This is a genomic window from Prosthecobacter sp., assembly GCF_044222565.1.
Classification (GTDB): Bacteria; Verrucomicrobiota; Verrucomicrobiia; order Verrucomicrobiales; family Verrucomicrobiaceae; genus Prosthecobacter.
In genome coordinates, this window is record NZ_JBGANA010000022.1 from 110,560 (window position 1) to 128,375 (window position 17,816).

At 61.1% G+C, this 17,816-nt stretch carries 14 protein-coding genes; 6 read left to right on the forward strand and 8 right to left on the reverse strand.

Annotated features, from left to right (window positions below; genetic code table 11):
- Window positions 1–156: 156 nt before the first annotated feature.
- Window positions 157–336, reverse strand: a complete 180-nt coding sequence (locus ACILSR_RS25760) for a hypothetical protein (protein ID WP_395752686.1) — start codon at window positions 334–336, stop codon at window positions 157–159.
- 213 nt (window positions 337–549) lie between these two features.
- Window positions 550–915, reverse strand: a complete 366-nt coding sequence (locus tag ACILSR_RS25765) for a hypothetical protein (protein ID WP_395752687.1) — start codon at window positions 913–915, stop codon at window positions 550–552.
- Window positions 916–1,466: 551 nt separating this feature from the next.
- Here ACILSR_RS25765 and ACILSR_RS25770 point away from each other — a divergent pair.
- Window positions 1,467–3,107, forward strand: a complete 1,641-nt coding sequence (locus ACILSR_RS25770) for an HTTM domain-containing protein (RefSeq protein WP_395752688.1) — start codon at window positions 1,467–1,469, stop codon at window positions 3,105–3,107.
- A 65-nt stretch (window positions 3,108–3,172) separates the two neighbouring features.
- On the opposite strand, the gene ACILSR_RS25775 is transcribed toward ACILSR_RS25770, so the two are convergent.
- From ACILSR_RS25775 to ACILSR_RS25785, 3 genes are read right to left on the reverse strand one after another with little or no spacing between them, the layout of a single operon-like run.
- The gene (locus ACILSR_RS25775; protein WP_395752689.1) at window positions 3,173–5,653 is read right to left on the reverse strand and encodes a hypothetical protein; all 2,481 of its coding nucleotides are present in this window, start codon (window positions 5,651–5,653) and stop codon (window positions 3,173–3,175) included.
- 25 nt (window positions 5,654–5,678) lie between these two features.
- On the reverse strand, window positions 5,679–6,653 hold the full coding sequence (locus tag ACILSR_RS25780) for a hypothetical protein (protein ID WP_395752690.1): 975 nt from the start codon (window positions 6,651–6,653) through the stop codon (window positions 5,679–5,681).
- A gap of 35 nt (window positions 6,654–6,688) precedes the next feature.
- On the reverse strand, window positions 6,689–7,702 hold the full coding sequence (locus tag ACILSR_RS25785) for a hypothetical protein (RefSeq protein WP_395752691.1): 1,014 nt from the start codon (window positions 7,700–7,702) through the stop codon (window positions 6,689–6,691).
- 107 nt (window positions 7,703–7,809) lie between these two features.
- On the opposite strand from ACILSR_RS25785, the gene ACILSR_RS25790 reads away from it, so the two are divergent.
- The 4 genes from ACILSR_RS25790 (at window position 7,810) to ACILSR_RS25805 (ending at window position 12,120) form a co-directional block, all read left to right on the forward strand.
- On the forward strand, window positions 7,810–8,619 hold the full coding sequence (locus ACILSR_RS25790; RefSeq protein WP_395752692.1) for a hypothetical protein: 810 nt from the start codon (window positions 7,810–7,812) through the stop codon (window positions 8,617–8,619).
- A 59-nt stretch (window positions 8,620–8,678) separates the two neighbouring features.
- A complete protein-coding gene (locus ACILSR_RS25795) occupies window positions 8,679–9,209 on the forward strand; it encodes a hypothetical protein (RefSeq protein WP_395752693.1) in 531 nt (176 codons plus the stop codon).
- A gap of 63 nt (window positions 9,210–9,272) precedes the next feature.
- The gene (locus ACILSR_RS25800) at window positions 9,273–9,461 is read left to right on the forward strand and encodes a hypothetical protein (protein WP_395752694.1); all 189 of its coding nucleotides are present in this window, start codon (window positions 9,273–9,275) and stop codon (window positions 9,459–9,461) included.
- Between the two features lie 169 nt (window positions 9,462–9,630).
- Window positions 9,631–12,120 carry a protein kinase domain-containing protein gene (locus ACILSR_RS25805; protein WP_395752695.1) on the forward strand — a complete coding sequence of 830 codons (2,490 nt, stop codon included), beginning with the start codon at window positions 9,631–9,633 and terminating at the stop codon, window positions 12,118–12,120.
- Window positions 12,121–12,136: 16 nt separating this feature from the next.
- Here ACILSR_RS25805 and ACILSR_RS25810 read toward each other — a convergent pair whose 3' ends face one another.
- The 3 genes from ACILSR_RS25810 to ACILSR_RS25820 are packed head-to-tail and all read right to left on the reverse strand — an operon-like array spanning window position 12,137 to window position 14,427.
- Window positions 12,137–13,516: a S41 family peptidase gene (locus ACILSR_RS25810; RefSeq protein WP_395752696.1), complete on the reverse strand. Its 1,380-nt coding sequence runs from the start codon at window positions 13,514–13,516 to the stop codon at window positions 12,137–12,139.
- The gene (locus tag ACILSR_RS25815) at window positions 13,516–13,749 is read right to left on the reverse strand and encodes a hypothetical protein (protein WP_395752697.1); all 234 of its coding nucleotides are present in this window, start codon (window positions 13,747–13,749) and stop codon (window positions 13,516–13,518) included. Before ACILSR_RS25815 ends, ACILSR_RS25810 begins: the two co-directional genes overlap by 1 nt.
- A 42-nt stretch (window positions 13,750–13,791) precedes the next feature.
- Window positions 13,792–14,427 carry a hypothetical protein gene (locus ACILSR_RS25820; RefSeq protein WP_395752698.1) on the reverse strand — a complete coding sequence of 212 codons (636 nt, stop codon included), beginning with the start codon at window positions 14,425–14,427 and terminating at the stop codon, window positions 13,792–13,794.
- 166 nt (window positions 14,428–14,593) lie between these two features.
- On the opposite strand from ACILSR_RS25820, the gene ACILSR_RS25825 reads away from it, so the two are divergent.
- On the forward strand, window positions 14,594–17,503 hold the full coding sequence (locus tag ACILSR_RS25825; protein ID WP_395752699.1) for an ATP-binding cassette domain-containing protein: 2,910 nt from the start codon (window positions 14,594–14,596) through the stop codon (window positions 17,501–17,503).
- Window positions 17,504–17,816: the final 313 nt, after the last annotated feature.

The following is a 17,816-nucleotide window of genomic DNA, read 5'->3' on the forward strand; positions in this document are numbered from 1 at the left end:
CTGACCCTGGGCTGTAATCCGCAGCCCCTTCAGGGCTGGTGTGTCGCGGAGCGGGGTGAGCAAAGAGTGCTTCACCACCGCAAGAAAACGCAGAGTTGCTGGCATTGTGAACCAACGAAAAGCTGTCTTAACTGAGTGCCATTCATGTCGTGCATTTTATTCAAACTTCCACATTGTGCCAAGCGCGACGACAGTGGTGACCGCCAAAGACAGCAGGGTGCCGGCGGCAAACACAAGCAGCCGGATTTGGGGCATTCGTCCCGGGACGAGGGTTAGAAGATAGATCTCGGAGAGCGGGCCCAGGCAGTAGAAGGCATTGACGGTGACTCCATACATGATCGCCCAAAAAACATACGCATGCATTCCTCCGAACGCTGGGTGGAGATCCCATGAAAGCAGGAGACCAAGTGCGAGCTGAAGGAGATTGAACGGGATCCTCAGCTTCTCCCAACTCACAATGGCATCTCGAACTGCATGGAGTGAGTTTTCTTCAGGTATCATGGACGGAGGACTTTGTGTCTTGTCCAAACGCAACATTGCGCTGGCGACTTAGTGCTCCACCCAGAATTCGCGGTAGGCTTTTGGGCCGGCGGAATTGTAAGTCGTGACGACAACAGGGGCTGATTTCGTGGGGGTGTCGAGGGTGGCCAGATGGTCGAAATCGAGGTTCTGGATGACGTGCCGGCGTCGCGAACGGCCATCGCCGATCTGGAGGAGGCCGAATTCGGGAGCGTCTGCGGGATAGACGATCCACTGGTTGGTCGGGAGGCAGTGGCCGGAAGGGAGGACTATGGTGCCGCCGGCCTTGGAGTGGAAGATGGTGTCCCGCCAGAGGCGGAAGTGGTTTCCGGCGAAGAGCGCGGCGGCGATGAGAAGGACTGCTGCAAGGGCTGGGAGCGGTCGTAGAAGCTTCATGATCGTTCAGGGGTGGACGTTGCTGGCAGGGCGAAGGCTTTGGAGCAGGCGACGGGGGAGTTCCGGAATTGAATCTGAAATGGGTTGGAACATCAAGAAGGAACCCGGCAGCTTTTTCCGATCAAGAGCCGGACATTGTCGTAGGCGCGGTCGATTACGTCAAAATTCCGCCCCTTGCTCATCGTTCACGGTTCATAGCGCCAGGAAGCCGGGGAATTTTTTCCCGCGTGAGGCGCGTGGCGGGGTGGCGATGGCGCAGGAGCATCTGGACGCGCTGAAATGAGATCGTGAGGGTGCTGCGGCCATGCCTGGCTTGCGGGCAGCGGTGGTTGGCCCCATGTGTCTGGTATGATTATAGACCAACTCTCAATAATCTTGTCACATTGCCCGGGCGGCGGAGCGGCCCCATTGGCTGCGTTAGTCGCTTGCCTGTTATTCTTCAATAGCAGACGGCGCTCCCGCCTTGCCACTGGGGCCGCTGCGCTCGCCGGTTCAATATGACAATCTTTTCGAGCCCTGGTCTAGAACGTTCGCCCGACCCGAAGGGTGCTGTGTTCCGACCTTTTCCGGTGTTTGCCTTGATCTGGGGTGTGACGACGCTGGTGCATCAGCTGGCGTTTACGTTCTGGGCGGAGACGTGGCAGGGCTGGCTGCTGACGGCTGCGGCGGTGCAGGTGATCTTCCAGCCGGCGTGCGTGCTGCGTTTTGCGATGCTGGTGGGGACGGGCTTGCTGCATCTGTGGGACAAGCTGCCGTTTGTGCCGAATCACATCCTGTTTGAGGGCATGCTGCACCTGACGATGGGGGTGGCGCTGGTCGAATGGCTGGTGCGGGGCAAGGGGTTGAGGAGCTTGCTTGCTGCGAGGTGGGGGCCGGCCTGGGGATGGGTGCTTGTGGCGGGGGCTGCGGCAATCAAGGGGCTCTATGATTACGTGCCGGGAATGCCGCGGGGGATGGTGCTGGATTACTGCACGACGCTGCTGGTGCCGGGTGCCTTTACGCTGTGGCTGCGGGGGCTGCCTGTGGTGGAGGCGGGGGGTGAGGAGTGGTTTTCCCGGTTCGCACCGGTGATGCGTGCGGCGGTGGTGGTCATGTATGGGTGGGCGGGTATCCAAAAGCTGAACTGGGACTATCTTAATCCGGAGACGTCCTGCGCGGCGGTCTTTCACCGAGAGATCGCGGCGTGCCTGGGCTGGTTCATTCCCACGGGGTCGTGGGCGCTGCATGGGGCGATCTGGGCTTCGTATGCTTTTGAGTTCGGCATACCGGTGCTGCTGATGTCTGGGCGCACGCGCCGCCTGGGTTTTGCGGCGGCGGTGGTGTTTCATTTGTGGCTTTCGATCCATCCTGCGGCGGGGATCTTCAGCTACAGCGCTTTGATGTTTGCGCTGCTGGTGTTTTTCCTGCCGGTCGAGTGGGGGGCGCGACTGCGGGGGCTGTGGAGACGGCAGCTGGCGTGGCTGGGGCGGGGTGATGAGGCGTGCGGGCGGCGGCTGGCGCGGTGGGGCATCGTGGGGCTGTTTTTTGCGGCCCTGCTGTGGCAGGTGGCGCTGTACCTGTTTGTGCACCGGGACCAAACGGTCTTCAAGACGGCCAACCGGATCGGGTTTGCGGTTTTTTGGGTGTGGGGCTGCTGGCTGGGTGCGTGCTATCTGCTGGCAGGCCGTGGGGCAGGAGGAGCGCGTGCGGCGCTGCCGTGCGGGCCGCGATGGACCGTGGCCTGGGTGGGGCTCCTGCCGGTGCTGCTGAACGGGCTGATGCCGTGGATCGGGAGCCGCACGGAGACTTCGTACTCGATGTTCAGCAATCTGCGCTCGGAGGGGGCGGGGAACCATCTTTTCCTGAGGCGGACGGATCTCTTCACTCTGCAGACGGATCTGGTGCAGGTGGTGGCGAGTGAGCCGGATGTGTTTGCGCCTGGCGTGCGCCCGCGGAGCATTCAGCACTTTGGCAGTGCGGGGCACTTCATCCTGCCGTGGTTTGAGTTTCGGCGGCTGATCAGCGAGGTGCCAGGGGACTTCCGGGTGAGGTACCGCCGCGGTGAGGCGAAGCAGGAGCTGCAGCTGGGCCGCTCCAACGGCCGGGTGTTCGGGGATGTCAGGGCTTTTGAGCCGCTGCCGTATCTGGAGGGAAAGTTTCTGTGGTCCCGGCGGCTGAAATCTCTCGAGGAGCCGATGTGCTGCACGCATTGATCAAGCACGTGACAAGAATGGGTGGCGTGAAGACACTTCTGCAAAAGGCGTGGAACGATTCGGTGCTACGCCGCTTTGCTTTCGAGAGCGTATTCTTCAGCACGAAACAGCAGCCCCTGAATGCGCAGCTCATCTCCTGGATTGAGCGGGGCGAGTTCGCGGGGGTTGAGGCGCCGGTCATTGATCTCGAGCATTGAGGCGAGGGTGGCCTCCACCCAGAAGCTCCCTGCATGGTGGTGGAAACGCACGACGCTGTTCTGTGTGTTTTGATCATCGAAGGCCAGCCGGCCGTTCGAGTCGATGCCGAGGCTCGCGTCTGTAAAGAGCCAGGCGGCCTCAAAGGGCAAAGTGCTGCGGTCCAGGGAAAAGATGGCGCAGCCTCCACGGCGCAGAGAGCGGTGCTTGCTCGGCTGCCAGCCGGTGACGACCGGCCCCGGCGTGGCATATGCGGACTTCAGCGGGCGCAGTTCCAGCGAATACTCACCCGCAAGAACGAGCGTCATCGGCAGGTCGGCCATTTCAGGATTGCCGAGGCGATGTCCGGCCGTGAAGGAGGGATTGGTGGTGCCGGTGTCGTTGAGAAAAATCTGGCCGTTCTGCATGTAAACGCGGGTCTGCGCGCGGCTGATCAAGCGCGTGCGGCTGTCGTTCACCGGATTGTGCGGACGGAACTGCGCCACGTAGTCGCTATGGGTGCTGGCGCGGCCAAGCCAGAGAGATTCGTCTGCGACGAGCGCGATGAAGGGCTGGGAGTTCTCCACGGGCTTCAAGCGCAGCCGTCTGCTGGGCTTGAGCTCCATGCTGCGCAGGTCTTCAGGGACCTGCAGCACCTGCCGGCTGGCCTCAGCCACGGCGGTATGGCCTGCCAGAGCCGCGGTCAGTTGCGCCAGGAAGCGCGGGAGGGTCATGTCCCCGGATTGCTCCGGTGAGATGGCGAGGCGCAGCATGCCATTTACCTCAGCGCTGAGTTCGGGCACGGGCGTGAACCGTACCTGCCCCTCGCCAGAGAGGCCGCCGACATTCTGGCCGAGAAGCAGCAAGGCGAGGCGTGCAAAGTGGTTCACCTGTCGCGCGGTGGATTGGGAGTTCGAGCTGGTGGACTCGATCACAAGCTGCGCTGCATCCAGCAGCAAACCGTTTTCATCGGCCTCGCCAGTGGCGGAGGGCAGCCAGAACTGGTCGAGAGAGGTGGCCATGTAGCGGCGCTCCATCAACGGCCAGAGAGCTTCGTAGGCGGAGTGAATGACGGCGAGCAGACGCGCGACGACGGGGCGGGGGAAGGAGCGGCGCTCACGCAGGGCATCGAGCAGGGTGCGGCCGGAAGGAAGGGGGCGTGCCACGAACAGGATGCGCTGATCTCCGCGCACTTCGACCGGGCGCAGCAGCTCGGGCCGCGTGGACTGTTGCAGGAGCTGCATCTGGCCGGAGATGCGGCGCAGCGTTTCGCCGACTTCGGCCGAGACGTCCACGGCGGTGAGCACCACAGCACCCAGCTTTGGATGCACGGCCTCAGTCATGCGCCAGCCATCGTGTGCGCGGAGTTCACGGCGGATCTCATAGCCTTCAGGTGCGGCTAGCAGCAGGGTGGCGTCCGGCTGCGGGGTGTAACGCTTGGTGCCTGGATCGGGAGGAGGTGCGCTGCTGGTTGCTGGCGCGGGGACGCTGCTGGTGCGGTAGCCGGCGGACGTTGCGCTCGTGGTGGCAGGATGGGCGGTGTAGCTGCCAGTCACGGGTTTGTTTTCTCCCCCTCCGAGGAAGTGGGAGACAAACTCATCCAAGCTTTCAAAGCTATGACGCTGCGTCCCGGCCAGAGCGCTGCGGAGGAGGGTGTTCTGATAAATGGTGAGCGTGGGGATGGCGCGGAAGCGCTCATTCTGCCCTTCTCCACCGCCTGCGGATGCTCCGAGCAACTGGGCGCAGAGAGTGGCCAGCGGTGTCACATATTCCCGCGAGTTGCCGGGGATCTGATCACTGTCATTGCTGGCAAAAGCTGACGGATTGAACGCCATGGTCTGCATGGCGTCGGCAAACGTGGCGGACGACGCTCCGAACAACGGCATGTCCGGAATCAGCACGGTCATGGTACGAGACTCGAAGTCTGCCATGATCTGAGTGGCATCCACGGTGAGGCGCGGCCAGCCTTGATCCACGGCGGCCCGCAACGCCTCACCCAAGGCACCGACCAGCCACTCCACCTGCTCCACGGTCAAGCGCTGCTGGACGCGCAGGATTTCGCGCAGCTCACTGCCAGGCGGCAGAAGGGAAGACATCCAGTGATAATCGGGTCCAAACTGATGCTCAACGACGGTGGCAAGCAGTGGGGAGGCAGAGCTTTGCATGCGCGTCGCGAGGGAGCGCTGGCGCTCGATAGAGTCGCGCGAAAGCGGAATGGCGTGGTGGGCCCAAGTGACCAACAGAGGTGGCGAATCTGGCTGTCCCACCAAGGTGCCGCGCGCGCGGCGATGCAGGGATGAAGGGGCGTGGAGGCGCTCGCCGAGATTGAATTTTGCGAGCAGTTCTTGATCGAGACGGGAAAGGCTGGCCATGTGAGGTGGGTTCACGCTGCCTAACTCACTCAAAACGTACCTGAAAGTCTTTTAGCACGGGCATGACGGGTGCTGGGACGCGTGGCGATTCGGCGCGCGGGGCCGGAGTCGTCCGGGGACTGTCCCGAGGGGCTGCCACCTCGGCTGGTGCTGGAGCCGGGACTGGGGCTGGGACTGGGGCGACGGCCACGGGTGCGCTGGCGGGGCTGGTCTCGCTCTTGGGCGGGGTGTCCCAGTGGATGATCTGGTTCTCTGGTGTCGGGGCTTGCTTGACCTCGGGTGCTTTGCCGTAGCCCGGGGGCAGGGGCAGCGGCGAAGTCATGTGAGGTCCACCATGCGAGGTGGCGCCTGGCTGGGTCCACTCATTGTTAATGAAAGCATTGATTTGCTGCTGGACGGTAGCGACGGTGGGCAAATGCCAGAGGCCGTCAGCGCCGGGTTGCACAGGGAAGACGAGATTGCGGGTGTTGCCGAACTTGTCGGAGACTTTGAACGTGATCGCGGAGTCGTAAGCAGCGGCGATCTTGTCCAGCGGACGCAGTCTTTTCAATTTGGTGTCCAGCAGGTGCGCGGGGGAAATGGCATTGCCCAAAGACTGGCGCAGTTCGCCCACTCGGTTGAGCAGGTCATTCTCCATGGCTTTGACCAGCAGGCCAAGGCTGTCCGCACTGCCAATGGCCATGGCCGGTGTGTTTGGCTGGGCCAGGCGGGCACGCTGTTCTTCGAGATCCTTCTCCAGTTCAATAATTCGCTGCTGGGCCTTTTCGAGTTTCTGAGCTGTCTCGTCATTGGCCGGTGTCTCGACGTTTGAAGGCACCGGTGCGGGTGAAGGTGCAGGCTGCTGGGCAAGGCCGGCCAGCTTCTTTTCCGCAGCTGCCAATTTTTCACGCAGCTGCCGCGTTTCCTGCACATGTTCCTCGTTCTCCGAGCAGCTTGAAAAGGCCAGCACCGCGAAGAGTCCAAGGAGGTGGCTGAGGGAGGGTGGTGGCAGCGTTTTCATAAAAAGGAAAGAGCGGCATGAACTTCATGCGGTGGCTATTCGAAGCGGATTTGGATGTCCTGCTGCACGGGCATGAGCGGCTTGGGCACGGTCCTGGGTGCGGGGGCAGGAGCGGGTTTGGGCTGGGCTGGAGAAGGGGAGGGCGCGGCTGCGGTGGCCGGTGTTGCGGCGGACTGGGGCCGGGCTGCCGGCTGCTTGGCGGGTGCGGTGTCTCCCCACTGGATGACATAGGTGGCCGGGCCGCCGGGCATGGAGGGGAGGCCCGCAGGCTGAGGAACACTTCCCGGAGCTGCCGTGGGCAGCGCGCTCGTGGCGTGGGGATTGGCCGGAGCGCTGAAAGCCGAGGCAGGGGCGGAAGCCGGTGTGGAGGCCACCGTGGGAGTGGCGGCCTGCGGCTGAGCGGCCATGGCGGTGAGATGCTGCTGCACATCCGTCACACCCGGCATGCGCCATTGACCGTCGAGTCCGGCTTGCACTGGAAACTCCAGACGCTTGGGCTCGCCATTGGCAGCGGTAATGTTGAACACCACGGCGGATTGGAAAGCAGTGGTCAACTGCTCCGGCAGGCGGAGACGCTTCACGGTGGTTTCCTGAATGTTGGCAGAGGGTAGTGCGTGCTCGACGGACTCCTGCAGTTCGCCCGCTTTGGTGAGGAGATCGCGCTCCATGGATTTGACGAACTCGCGGAAGCTGTCAGCGTTGATCTTGGCAGTTCCATTTTCCGCGGCAGGTTGCGGTGCGGCGCGAGCGGTTTGCAGCTCCTGCTCCAAGGAAGCTATCTTGGCGATGGCGGCTTCGAGTTTAGCAGTGGTTTCCGAATCCGGTTTTGGATCGGAGGGAGAAGCGGGAGCAGGCGGTGGAGCCTGCTGGGCGGCGGCCACGGCCTCAGCGGCTTTCTTCTCCGCCGCTGCCAGTTTTTCCTTGAGCTGCCGCATCTCCGCGAACTGGCTTTCGTTTTCTGAACAGGCAGACAACGCCATGGTACAAAGCGTGCTGACGAGCATGCTATGCCGCAGACGTTTGCAGGATGAGAAGGATTTTGCACTCATGGAAGAAACAGGCTTGACCGTCATTGGTGCGAAGGCGTTAACTTCGTGCGTGAAGTTATTAATGCCAGCACGTCTGGTTTAAAGTTAAAACAGAACCCCATTTTGTCATGAAAAGATTCCACCTGCTTCCCGGCCTTGTTTTTGCTCTCTTCATTCCATGCCTGCAAGCCCAGGAGCAGAAGGCCCCGTTCGATATGTCCCAGGCCAAGAGTTCCGAGCTGGGGCTCCCCAGTCCGATGGACAAGCTGCTGGGTCTGGATGCGGCGCTGGGCGGCAAGAGCGTCGCATGGGCTGGCATCTACAAGGAAATCGCTCGCAATGCCGACCTTTCCTCGTTGAAGGATGAGACCAACATCTGTCTCGCTCTCGGCGTGCGCATTGCCGACGGCATCGTGGCGGTGAAGGCCCAGGACGCGAACGCGCTGAATGACTGCGCGACAGACATCGAAGCTCTGGCCAAGAAGCTCAAAATGAGCGATACGCAGCTGGAGCGTGCCAAGAAGACTCGCGCCCTGGCCAACAAGGGTCAGTGGACGCTGGTGTTCTGGGAAATGGGATGCCTGCAGGTGGACATCGTCCATTCGCTCAATGAGCAGGGAAATGAAAAGCGCCGCACCCTCATCATCGCCTCCGGCTGGCTTCAAGGAGTGCATTACGCGATGCACGTGATCAACAGCCGCTATACACCCGCTTTGTCCAACCTTCTGCGTGAGCCGATGCTGGTGAAAGCCATGATGGCAGAAATGAAGTCTCTGCCAGCAGCGACGAGGGCCAACGCGCGTGTGGTCAAACTCGATGCCGCGCTGACCGAGTTGTATGGCATTGTCAACATTCCGCTCGACGGCTCCATCTCGAAGGAAAAAGTGGCCCAGGCCAACAAGCTCGCGCAGGAGCTCGCTGAAGAATTTGTTTTATAAGTCGCAGGGATGTTTTTATCTTGCAGTTATCTGGATTGGTTGCGTATTCTGTTTTTGTTATGAAGCTTTCTTACCTCTCACTTGTTGTTTTTGGGATTCTGACGCTATCAATTCGTACATTGCAGGCTGATCCTGCGCAGGCCGAGGATGTGGCCTACCGAATGGCCGACCCCTACATGCACAAGGGTTTTCAGATGGCCCCGACGGATCACTCCGGTATGATGACCACGGGAAACTCGGTGCGCTTCCTGATCCCGGTCGTCCGTGGTCTGGACTACGTGTTCCTCGTGGGCACTGATGAACTCGCACGCGACGTGGACATTTATGTGTACGATGAAGTGGGCCAGTTGATTCTGGATGACCGCCGTTCATCGAAGATTGCCGGTGTGCAGTTCCGCTCCTCCTACAACGGCACCGCGGTGGTGTATCTCCACATGGCGCGCGCCAATGGCCTGGCATCCTACACGGTGCTTGTCGGTCGTCGTGGTGTAGCGAAAGAAGGTGTGATCCTTGACGGCTCCGGCGGTGGCACTCCTACTGACACGCCTGCCAACACGGCGCTGCCGCAGGGACAGCCGAAGAAAGATTAGCAACCATTGTCTGACAGTTTATTCACCGAGTTCAACGCCCTAGTTTCAGACCTCCCTCATCTCATGAAAACGCATATCGCCACACTCGCCCTCGCACTGCTGCTGTCCAACTGCACCTACCACAACACCTTCGTGATGCCGAAGCCAACGCCAACGCCAACGCCAACGGTGCATCATGTATCCAAACCCAAGAGCCACACCTCCGTTGACGATTTCCAAGCGGTCACCAAGCCGACCTCTTACAGCCGCTGATCGGGGTGCCTCCCGTTCACTGTTCTGAGGGTGATTGAGTCATCTCCGCAGGCCGCCCGCAAGGCGGCCTGTTTCATGTTGTCAATGGATCGAAACTTGCGACTTGAACGCAGGCGGTTCAAACCGCAGCTTTGTGTCTGATTCCGCACGCCATCCCTGCTCCCCGCTCATGAGTGACTCCGTTCCCACAAATCTCGACGACATTGAGTTTGGCGCCACCATGCGTGGGCACCAGTCGGGAGACCTTGCCTTCAAGCGCTTTGCTCTGAAGCGGGTGCTTGGGCGCGGCGGCATGGGGGTGGTGTGGCTGGGGGAGGACACACTGCTGGGCCGTGAGGTGGCGCTGAAGTTCGCCCCGGACACGCTGCGCTCTGACGATGCCGCCATCGAGGAACTCAAGAGCGAGACACGGCGCGGCCAGGATCTGGCGCATCCGAACATTGTCAGGATCTTCGATTTCTTTCTCGATGACCAGCATGCGGCCATCTGCATGGAGTATGTGGACGGTGACACGCTGGCCAAACTGCGGGTGCTGCAGCCCAACAAGGTGTTTGAGCCGCGCCAGGTGACGCGCTGGGTGGCGCAGATGGTGGAGGGTCTGTCCTACGCGCATCGCAATGCGAAGATCGCCCATCGGGATCTGAAGCCGCCGAATCTCATCATCAACTCCCAGGGAGATTTGAAGATCATGGACTTCGGCATAGCCCGCAGCATCCAGGATTCCATGTCGCGTGTCACCATCGCGGGGAATTCGACAGGCACGCTGGCCTACATGAGTCCTCAGCAGGCGGCGGGCAAGTTTGCGAGCATTTCGGATGACATCTACTCGCTGGGCAGCACGCTCTATGAGCTGTTCACCGGCAAGCCGCCTTTCTACAGCGGGGACTTCAGCCGGCAAATCCGCGAGGACATTCCGCCGACCATCAGCGAGAGACGTTTTGAGTTTGGTCTCACCGGCACCGAGGTGGTGCCTGCGGTGTGGGAGGACGTGATCCGCCGCTGCCTGGCCAAACAGCCTGAGGACAGACCGTCCTCGGTGGATGAGGTCGGTGCGCTGCTGGGCCTGACAGGCGGGGGGATTATTCCTTCGCTGACGCCTTCGTCGATGAGCGATCTTTCGCCCACGGGGGTGAACACAGCGGCTGTTGACCCAACACTTTCCCACACGTCGGCATCGGCAGGACGGTCTGTGACGGTACGGATTGGTCAGGCGCTGTCGCCATTGACCGTGAACACCCCGCTGACGCAGCGCAACACGGTAGCTGCGACGGTTTCTGCTACGGCTCAGTTCGATGAGGCCAAGCCGCAGGCGGCCAAAAAATCGTTCCCAGGGTGGTTGATCGGTGCCGTCTTGGTGCTGCTGGCGGGAGGAGTGGCGGCGGTGATGTGGCCTAAGGGTGAACCCAAGCCGGCTGTCGTGGAAACGAAGTCGGAGAAGACGCCGGCCACGGTGGCACCTGCGAATCAGAAAGCGACCGAACCTGTGGCAGATCCCATCAAGCCGGAGACGGCTCAGCCAATGAACGGAGCGCCGAAAGCGCTCGTGGTTCCATCAGGTTATCCGACCATTCAAGCAGCCCTGGCGGCAGCGAAGACAGGAGAGACTGTGCGTGTTCAGGCGGGGACCTATGAAGAAGGATTGAAGCTGGTGGATGGCGTCTCAATCGCGGCTGATCCACCGGATGCCCGGGTGCTTGTCACTGTGGATGGCAAGGCGAGCAGCGTGCTGGAGGCTGAGAAGCTCAAGACTCCCATCAAGATCAGCGGTCTGACTTTTTCCCACAGTGGCGATGACATCGCCGCCGGCACCGAGGGGCTGGCGGTGGCCAGTGTTTTGTCCAGCAACGTGACCTTTGAAAACTGTGTGTTTGAAAAGGGGCTGGGAGACGGTGTGAAGGTGGAAGGCTCCGGGCGTGTGTCTCTCATCCGTTGCGCCGCACGGCAGAACCAAGGCTGTGGGTTCCGACTGGCCCGCGGCGCCAGCGCCACGCTGGAGAAATGCCAGGCTGCCAGCAATGGCATGGACGGCCTGTTGGTGACCGGAAGATCGAACGCGGACCTCAAGGAAACCGACTTCACGCGCAATCAGGCGAACGGTGTCGCCGTGGACAAAGGCGCGGCGCTCAAGGCCGTGCAGGTGAATGCAAAGGAGAACATTCTCAATGGGCTGTATGCGCTCGACTCGGGCACGCAGGTGAACTGGAAGGGTGGCAGCCTCAGCAGCAACGGTTTCGTCTTCAATGGCAGCTCCAGCAAGGGCACCGAAAGCGGCCAGGGCGGCGGCGGCTTGGTGGCTGAAGGTGCGCCTGTGGTGGTGCTGGAAAGCGCCCAGGTGGAAGGCAATGCAAAGTCAGGCGTGCAGTTGCTGGAATGCTCCAGCGGCAGCATCATCCGCAACTGCACGATCAAGGGCAATCCTTACCGTGGCATCATGCTGATCGGTGCCTCCGAGGACATCACGGTGGAGGGCAATCAATGTCTTGGCGGCGGTCAGCATGGCATCACCATTCAAGGCACCGGATTCAGCCCCAAAATCCTGCGCAACCACTGTGCTTCGAATGCTCTGACTGGCATCTTTGTGTACCCTGGCGCCACTCCCAGACTTGAGGGCAACACCTTCGAGGGGAACAGCAAGGAAATCGAAAACGGCGTTCAGTAGCAGTCGCCAGCCGTTTTTAGTCCACCAGTTTCACCACCGGCTTCGGTCGTGAGACGGTGGTGTTGTTGATGGAGATGGCGTTGGCGGTGAAGATTTTGCCGCCTGCGGCCGTGGTGGAGGGCAGCAGCCCTGTTTCATTCCAAGAGAGACCGCCTTTGGCAAAAATCATCCCGGTGGTCAGGGTTAGCACACCGCCACCTTTGATGGTGACGATGTCAGTGCCTTCCTGGCCGTTGTTTTTGTCCGAGATGACGAGCTGCAGCACGCCTTTGCCATAAGTCTTGCTGCCCTGGCTGGCGGCACGGTCCGGGATGTTCATCACCATCGCGGCGATGAAGACTTCCGAGGCGCTGGCCGTGCCTTCATCTTGGAGGATGGAAATCTGTGCCGGCTTGAGCACGGCCGGTTTTTCAGCTTCGATCTTCCGGGCTGGGAAGCCACGCTCCAAAATCGTCACGATCTCAGCGCCGGGTTCCAGAAAAAGTGCCGCCAGCTCGACCGCGCCCATCAAAGAGCCGCCTTGATTGCCGCGCAGATCCACCGTCATGAGCCGGGTTGTGGTCTGGTTCTCGCTTTGCAACGCCTGGTAAACCTTCTCGCCCATGCCGTATTCAAAACGGCGCACGCGCAGCACCACGCCGCCGGTGTCTTTTTCAATCTTGAACGCGGGTGACTGCAGTCCGGCCTCACGGGTGATGGGCAGCAACTGCTGACGACCGGTGCTCTTTTCGATGCGCAGCTTTACATCTGTGCCCGGCGGGCCTTTGATCCAGGTGGCGAGCAGATCCACGGACTGGTTTTTCACAGCCCGACCGTCCACGGAGATCAGCTTGTCTCCCGGGCGTATGCCGGAGAGGGCGGCCACGCTGTCCGGGTAGGGGTAGCAGTAGTAGGCGCCGTCACGTTCTTTCAAGCTCATGCCGATGCCGCTGCCGGCGGTGGCGCGCGCCTTGTCGATGCGGGCCGCGTCTTCCGTCGTCTCGTAACGGGTGTAGGGATCAATCTTGCGGCAGTAGGCAGCCAGCGCGGCTTCAGCCAGTTCTATCGGCGAAAGGCGCTGACCGGGAAGGGTGGCCAGCAGGGCTAGATGAGCACGTGCCCCCTGCAAGGCCTCGGCCTCCGTCTTTTGCACGAGGTCGGGCGCGGGAGGCAGGTCAGTTCCGGAGATGATGCCGGACTGTTGCAATTCCGCCAGCGACCGGGTGATCACCATGGGAGCACTCAGCGGGAAATAACAGCGTTTTTCGATCACGCTGGCGCACTCGCGCAGGGTTTCCACGGCAGCGTCGAGCTCGCGGTCATCTGCCTGAGCGTTTGCAGCACGGGCCGACAACAAGGCGCATACCAGCATCGTCGCCAGCATCCGCCTGCTGCGATGGCCGTTGCTGCCGGACATTATTGATTCTTGAGGCGGTCGCGCTCGGCCTGGAGGTTGTTTTTGCGGCGCCGATTGTATTCGCGTTCGTCGTCAAGGCTGGAGAGCGTGTTCTGCCGCTCCTGGATGCGGACGTCGGCCTTGGACTGGGACCAGCCAAACAAACCACCCTGGGACGGATCTCCAGTCGTTTCACAACTGGTAAGCTGCATGGAACCGGCTGCGAGAGTGAGAAGAAAGAAATAGGGGCGCATGATGAGAGGCGTGTTGAAGCGTGGAATAGAGGCCGACGTCAATCAGACGTCGATTTCGCGGTTCAGGCTGGCGAGACGGTCGTAGTTGCTGGACATCGTGCCACGGGTGCTGCGGAGGCTGATCACTTCCTGCTTCAAGCCGGAGCTTGGAGCCTGGCCGAGGACGTTCTCCTGGAGCTTGATTTCTTCGTCCACTTTCTTCAGTTCCTTGGTGGACTGATTCTGAAGCCTGATGATCTCGCTCTTCTTCTGCTGCAGCAGGCGGGTGTTGCCGGAGGACTTGGCGGAGGCGATTTCGGAGCGGAGCTTGGTGATCTGGGCGCTCAGGCTGTTGTTGTAGCTGCGTGCCTGGCGATTGGTGTCGCGGGCAGAAGCGATGCAGGCGTCGAGCCATTGTTCGGTGGACTTGTAGGCGGCTTTCTTCTTGGCCACATGATTGCCGTAAGCGTAACCGCCCACGCCACCTGCGGCAGCGCCGATGGCAGCACCCGTCAGAATGGCACCGGCTCCGCGACCCGTGAGTGCTCCAATGCCTGCTCCTGCAAGGGCGCCCAAAATGCTGCCTCCCAGTGCGCCTTCGGTCTTGGTTCGTTTGGTGTCATCCTTGATGTTGGTGCAACTTCCCAGCATGGATGCCAGGATGACGGCGACGGTAAAGCGGAGGGTGCGTGTGGTCATGGCGATAGGGGATGGTGATTTTCGAGAGGCTGGCAGATGAAATCATATATGAGATTGATTGACCAGTCATTTTCTTGATGCTTGTAAAAATCATCAGCAGAAAGCAATCCGTTGTACTAGGTCAGAAAACCCGCTGACATTTTGCGTTGCCACCTAAACTACCCCCATGAAAGGCCACATCTCCGTCTGCGCCGGTACAGCCCCAGCAACCCATCACACGCTTAGCCAGACGGTGCTGAGGATGGGTTCTTCGCCGGAATGCGAGATCTGCTCCTCCTCCATGCTGCCAGAACATGCCCGGCTTAGCTGGGACCAGCGCTCCGCCACCTGGGTGCTGACAGCGGCCTCCGCCGCGGGAAGATCGTCGCGGGTGAACGGCTCGCCGGTCACGACGGCGGTCTATCTCCAGCACGGGGACATCATTGAAATGCCGGATGTGTTTCTGCAATTCCAGCGGGTGCCTGACACGCCAGTCTTTGGCGGCCAGGCTGTGGATGAACTGCGGCTCGCCAAACTGACGCGGGTGCTCATTGGGCGTGCCACCGGAGGAGAGGAAGATGCGGACAAGCTGGTGCTCGATGCCGCTGACGCCTCCATCTCGCGCGAGCACGTGCTGCTGGAAAAGAGTCCGGAGGGGGATTGGATCGCGACGGACAAGAGCCAGGCAGGCACGCCGCTCAACGACCAGTTTTTCCGCCAGAAGAGGCTGCAGGTGGGAGATCGCATGCGCGTGGGCAGCTATACCCTGGAGTTCACCGGGCATTCTCTGCGGCGGGTGCCCCGGCAGACCGGCGGGCAGGTCACCGCGCGCAATATTGCCTTCACACTGAAGTCCGGCCGCTCGATCTTGAAGGATGTGACGCTCGACATCGAGCGCTGCACCTTCGTCGGCATCGTCGGAGGGAGCGGACAGGGAAAATCGACGCTGCTCAATGCGCTGTGCGGCATCAATCCCGCCACCGAGGGAAGTGTATACATCAATGGCGTGCCGTTGAACGACACGCGGCAGATGGCAGCTGCGGGCATCGGTTTCGTTCCGCAGGATGACATCGTTCACATGGAGATCACGGTGGAGCAGGCGCTGCACTTCAGTGCACGTCTGCGTCTACCTTCGGAGACACCGCAGCGGGCGATCGACAGTCTCGTGGATGAAACGATTGCACGCCTCGGTCTGGCCGAGCACCGGCGCAAGCGCATCTCCCAGCTTTCAGGCGGCCAGCGCAAGCGCGTCAGCATCGCCACCGAGTTGCTGTCCAAACCTTCGGTGCTGTTCTTGGACGAGCCTTCCTCGGGCCTGGATCCTGCCACCGAGTTCTCTCTGATGAGCCTGCTGAACAGTCTGGCGAAGACCTGCACGGTGGTCTGCACCACGCACGTGCTGGAGAATGCGCAGTTGTTTGACAAGCTCATCTTCATTCAGGACGGGCACGTGGCCTGTGATGTGGACACCGAACGCGCCGATGCCAAGAAGAGCGAGTCCCCGGTGGACCTGGATGACACCCACAGCCGCGCCATCACCAACAACTCGGAGTTCCGCCTGCGCTCAGCCTCGGAAATGGCGCTGGAGTACTTCGGGGTCAACAGCCTGCTGAAGGTGTATCAATTGTTTGCCAAACCCCGCGAGGAAGGCGGCAAAAGCGGTGCGGAGCTGCGGAAAGCGTTTGTCGAGCATCAGGGGCAGGCGAACCGACCGGACTTCGGCAGTCCGAACACGGAAGTCACCCTCACCGGCGCGGAACGGCGCGGTGGTGGCTACATGCGCAGCCTGATCGTGCTTCTGGTCCGCCAGTGGGCAGTGCTGCGGGCAGATCCGCTTAATCTCGTCTTCCTGATCGCCCAGCCGCTGCTGATTGCGACACTTGTGGGCTGGGTGGCGGACGAGGCGGTGCTGCGGTCCTTCCTCTGCATCGTGGCGACGCTTTGGTTTGGGTGTAGCAACGGCGCGCAGCAGATCGTGCGTGAGCTGCCGATTTTCCGTCGGGAGCGCGTCTGCGGTCTGGGCACGAACTGCTATGTACAGAGCAAGTATTTCTTTCTCGGTGCGGTCACCGCGATCCAGGCTCTGCTGCTGTTCTTTGTGACGCTCAGTGTGGCGCATGTTTTCCACCCACCGGACCTCGACCCGGTCGTCTTCCGGGAAAAAATGACTGCACGGCTGTTCCCGGCGCCACCGCAGGCGGCGGCGGCCGAGGAAAGCTTTGCCGTGGTGACGGAAGGCGAAACCACCCAGACGGACACCAGCGCGAACGCGGGGGCTCTGGAGGCCGCGATGGCGCTGGAGGCCCAGCACAAGAATTCGTTCGCGGTCAGCATGCTAGTCAGACTCGGCACCTTTTTTGAGGTGGCGGACAATCTGATGGAAGGCACCGAGCAGGTGGAGGATCAAACGCGTGACACCGGGCTGGCATCGCCCATGAGCCTGATGAGCGTCTTTTGTTTCAGCGTCGGTCTGAAGTTCATCGCTCTGCTAACCACCGCCATGGTGGGAGTGGTGATCGGGCTGGCCATCTCGGCCCTGGTGCAGAACAGCACGCAGGCGGTGCTCTGGGTGCCGCTGGTGCTCATCCCGCAGATTCTTTTCGGCGGGTTCGTGGTGACCCGGCCGGAGATGTCGAAGTCGGTGCGCATTGCCAGCGTGGTGGTGCCGAGCTACTGCGCGCAGCGTGTCATGGACGTGGCGCATCTTTTCGGCCAGTCCACGCCGCGCATGTCCAACCGCACCCGTTATCCTGTGTTTCTCACGCCCGGTGGCGAACGTGAAACCATCGAGTGGGAAAGCCTCGACGGCACGCGGAGAGAGGACTATGACAAGGTGTCACCCAACAACAAATCCTGGCAGAACCTCGTTGTTTTCCCGGGGCACGCGGGAGAGCACATCAACGAGTTCGACATGATCCGAGGCGTGAAGAAATTCAAGGAGAGCGTCGAAGAGCGTGGGGACGTCCGCTATGCCATGGGAATCATTTACCACAACCTGCATCCTGCCGGTGTGTCTCTCAGCATTTTGGGGCTGTGGATCGCCGGATGCTACCTGATCACGTGGCTGGGTCTGGTGCGCAAGCAGAGCGGCAAGTGAACCACCGCCCCTCGGGTCATGGCACCAGCACGCTGCGCGGACTGGGCCGCGAAGATTGCGAGGCCATCGCCACAAGCCGCAGCGCAATGCGAAATGGCCGTGCCTTCCCAAGGGGCGGCTTGGAAGTGCTGAAGGGTCGCCCAAAGAGAGAGAAGACTCTCTTTCTCTCTCTATTTAGACCTAATGCCGCTAAGCAAAAGCTGGTTGGTGCCGGAAAAAGAGCGCTGTACAAATGAACTGCATGGTTAACTAAAGGCGGATGCCTGCATCATCCACACCTGATCTTCCCCCTGGCGTCTTTGCCCACACTCTC

Bases quoted from the DNA above. Each gene is read 5' to 3' on its own strand.
- ACILSR_RS25760 (WP_395752686.1), bottom strand. From the start codon at position 336: ATGTATGGAGTCACCGTCAATGCCTTCTACTGCCTGGGCCCGCTCTCC.
- ACILSR_RS25765 (WP_395752687.1), bottom strand. From the start codon at position 915: ATGAAGCTTCTACGACCGCTCCCAGCCCTTGCAGCAGTCCTTCTCATC.
- ACILSR_RS25775 (WP_395752689.1), bottom strand. From the start codon at position 5,653: ATGGCCAGCCTTTCCCGTCTCGATCAAGAACTGCTCGCAAAATTCAAT.
- ACILSR_RS25780 (WP_395752690.1), bottom strand. From the start codon at position 6,653: ATGAAAACGCTGCCACCACCCTCCCTCAGCCACCTCCTTGGACTCTTC.
- ACILSR_RS25785 (WP_395752691.1), bottom strand. From the start codon at position 7,702: ATGAGTGCAAAATCCTTCTCATCCTGCAAACGTCTGCGGCATAGCATG.
- ACILSR_RS25790 (WP_395752692.1), top strand. From the start codon at position 7,810: ATGAAAAGATTCCACCTGCTTCCCGGCCTTGTTTTTGCTCTCTTCATT.
- ACILSR_RS25795 (WP_395752693.1), top strand. From the start codon at position 8,679: ATGAAGCTTTCTTACCTCTCACTTGTTGTTTTTGGGATTCTGACGCTA.
- ACILSR_RS25800 (WP_395752694.1), top strand. From the start codon at position 9,273: ATGAAAACGCATATCGCCACACTCGCCCTCGCACTGCTGCTGTCCAAC.
- ACILSR_RS25805 (WP_395752695.1), top strand. From the start codon at position 9,631: ATGAGTGACTCCGTTCCCACAAATCTCGACGACATTGAGTTTGGCGCC.
- ACILSR_RS25810 (WP_395752696.1), bottom strand. From the start codon at position 13,516: ATGTCCGGCAGCAACGGCCATCGCAGCAGGCGGATGCTGGCGACGATG.
- ACILSR_RS25815 (WP_395752697.1), bottom strand. From the start codon at position 13,749: ATGCGCCCCTATTTCTTTCTTCTCACTCTCGCAGCCGGTTCCATGCAG.
- ACILSR_RS25820 (WP_395752698.1), bottom strand. From the start codon at position 14,427: ATGACCACACGCACCCTCCGCTTTACCGTCGCCGTCATCCTGGCATCC.
- ACILSR_RS25825 (WP_395752699.1), top strand. From the start codon at position 14,594: ATGAAAGGCCACATCTCCGTCTGCGCCGGTACAGCCCCAGCAACCCAT.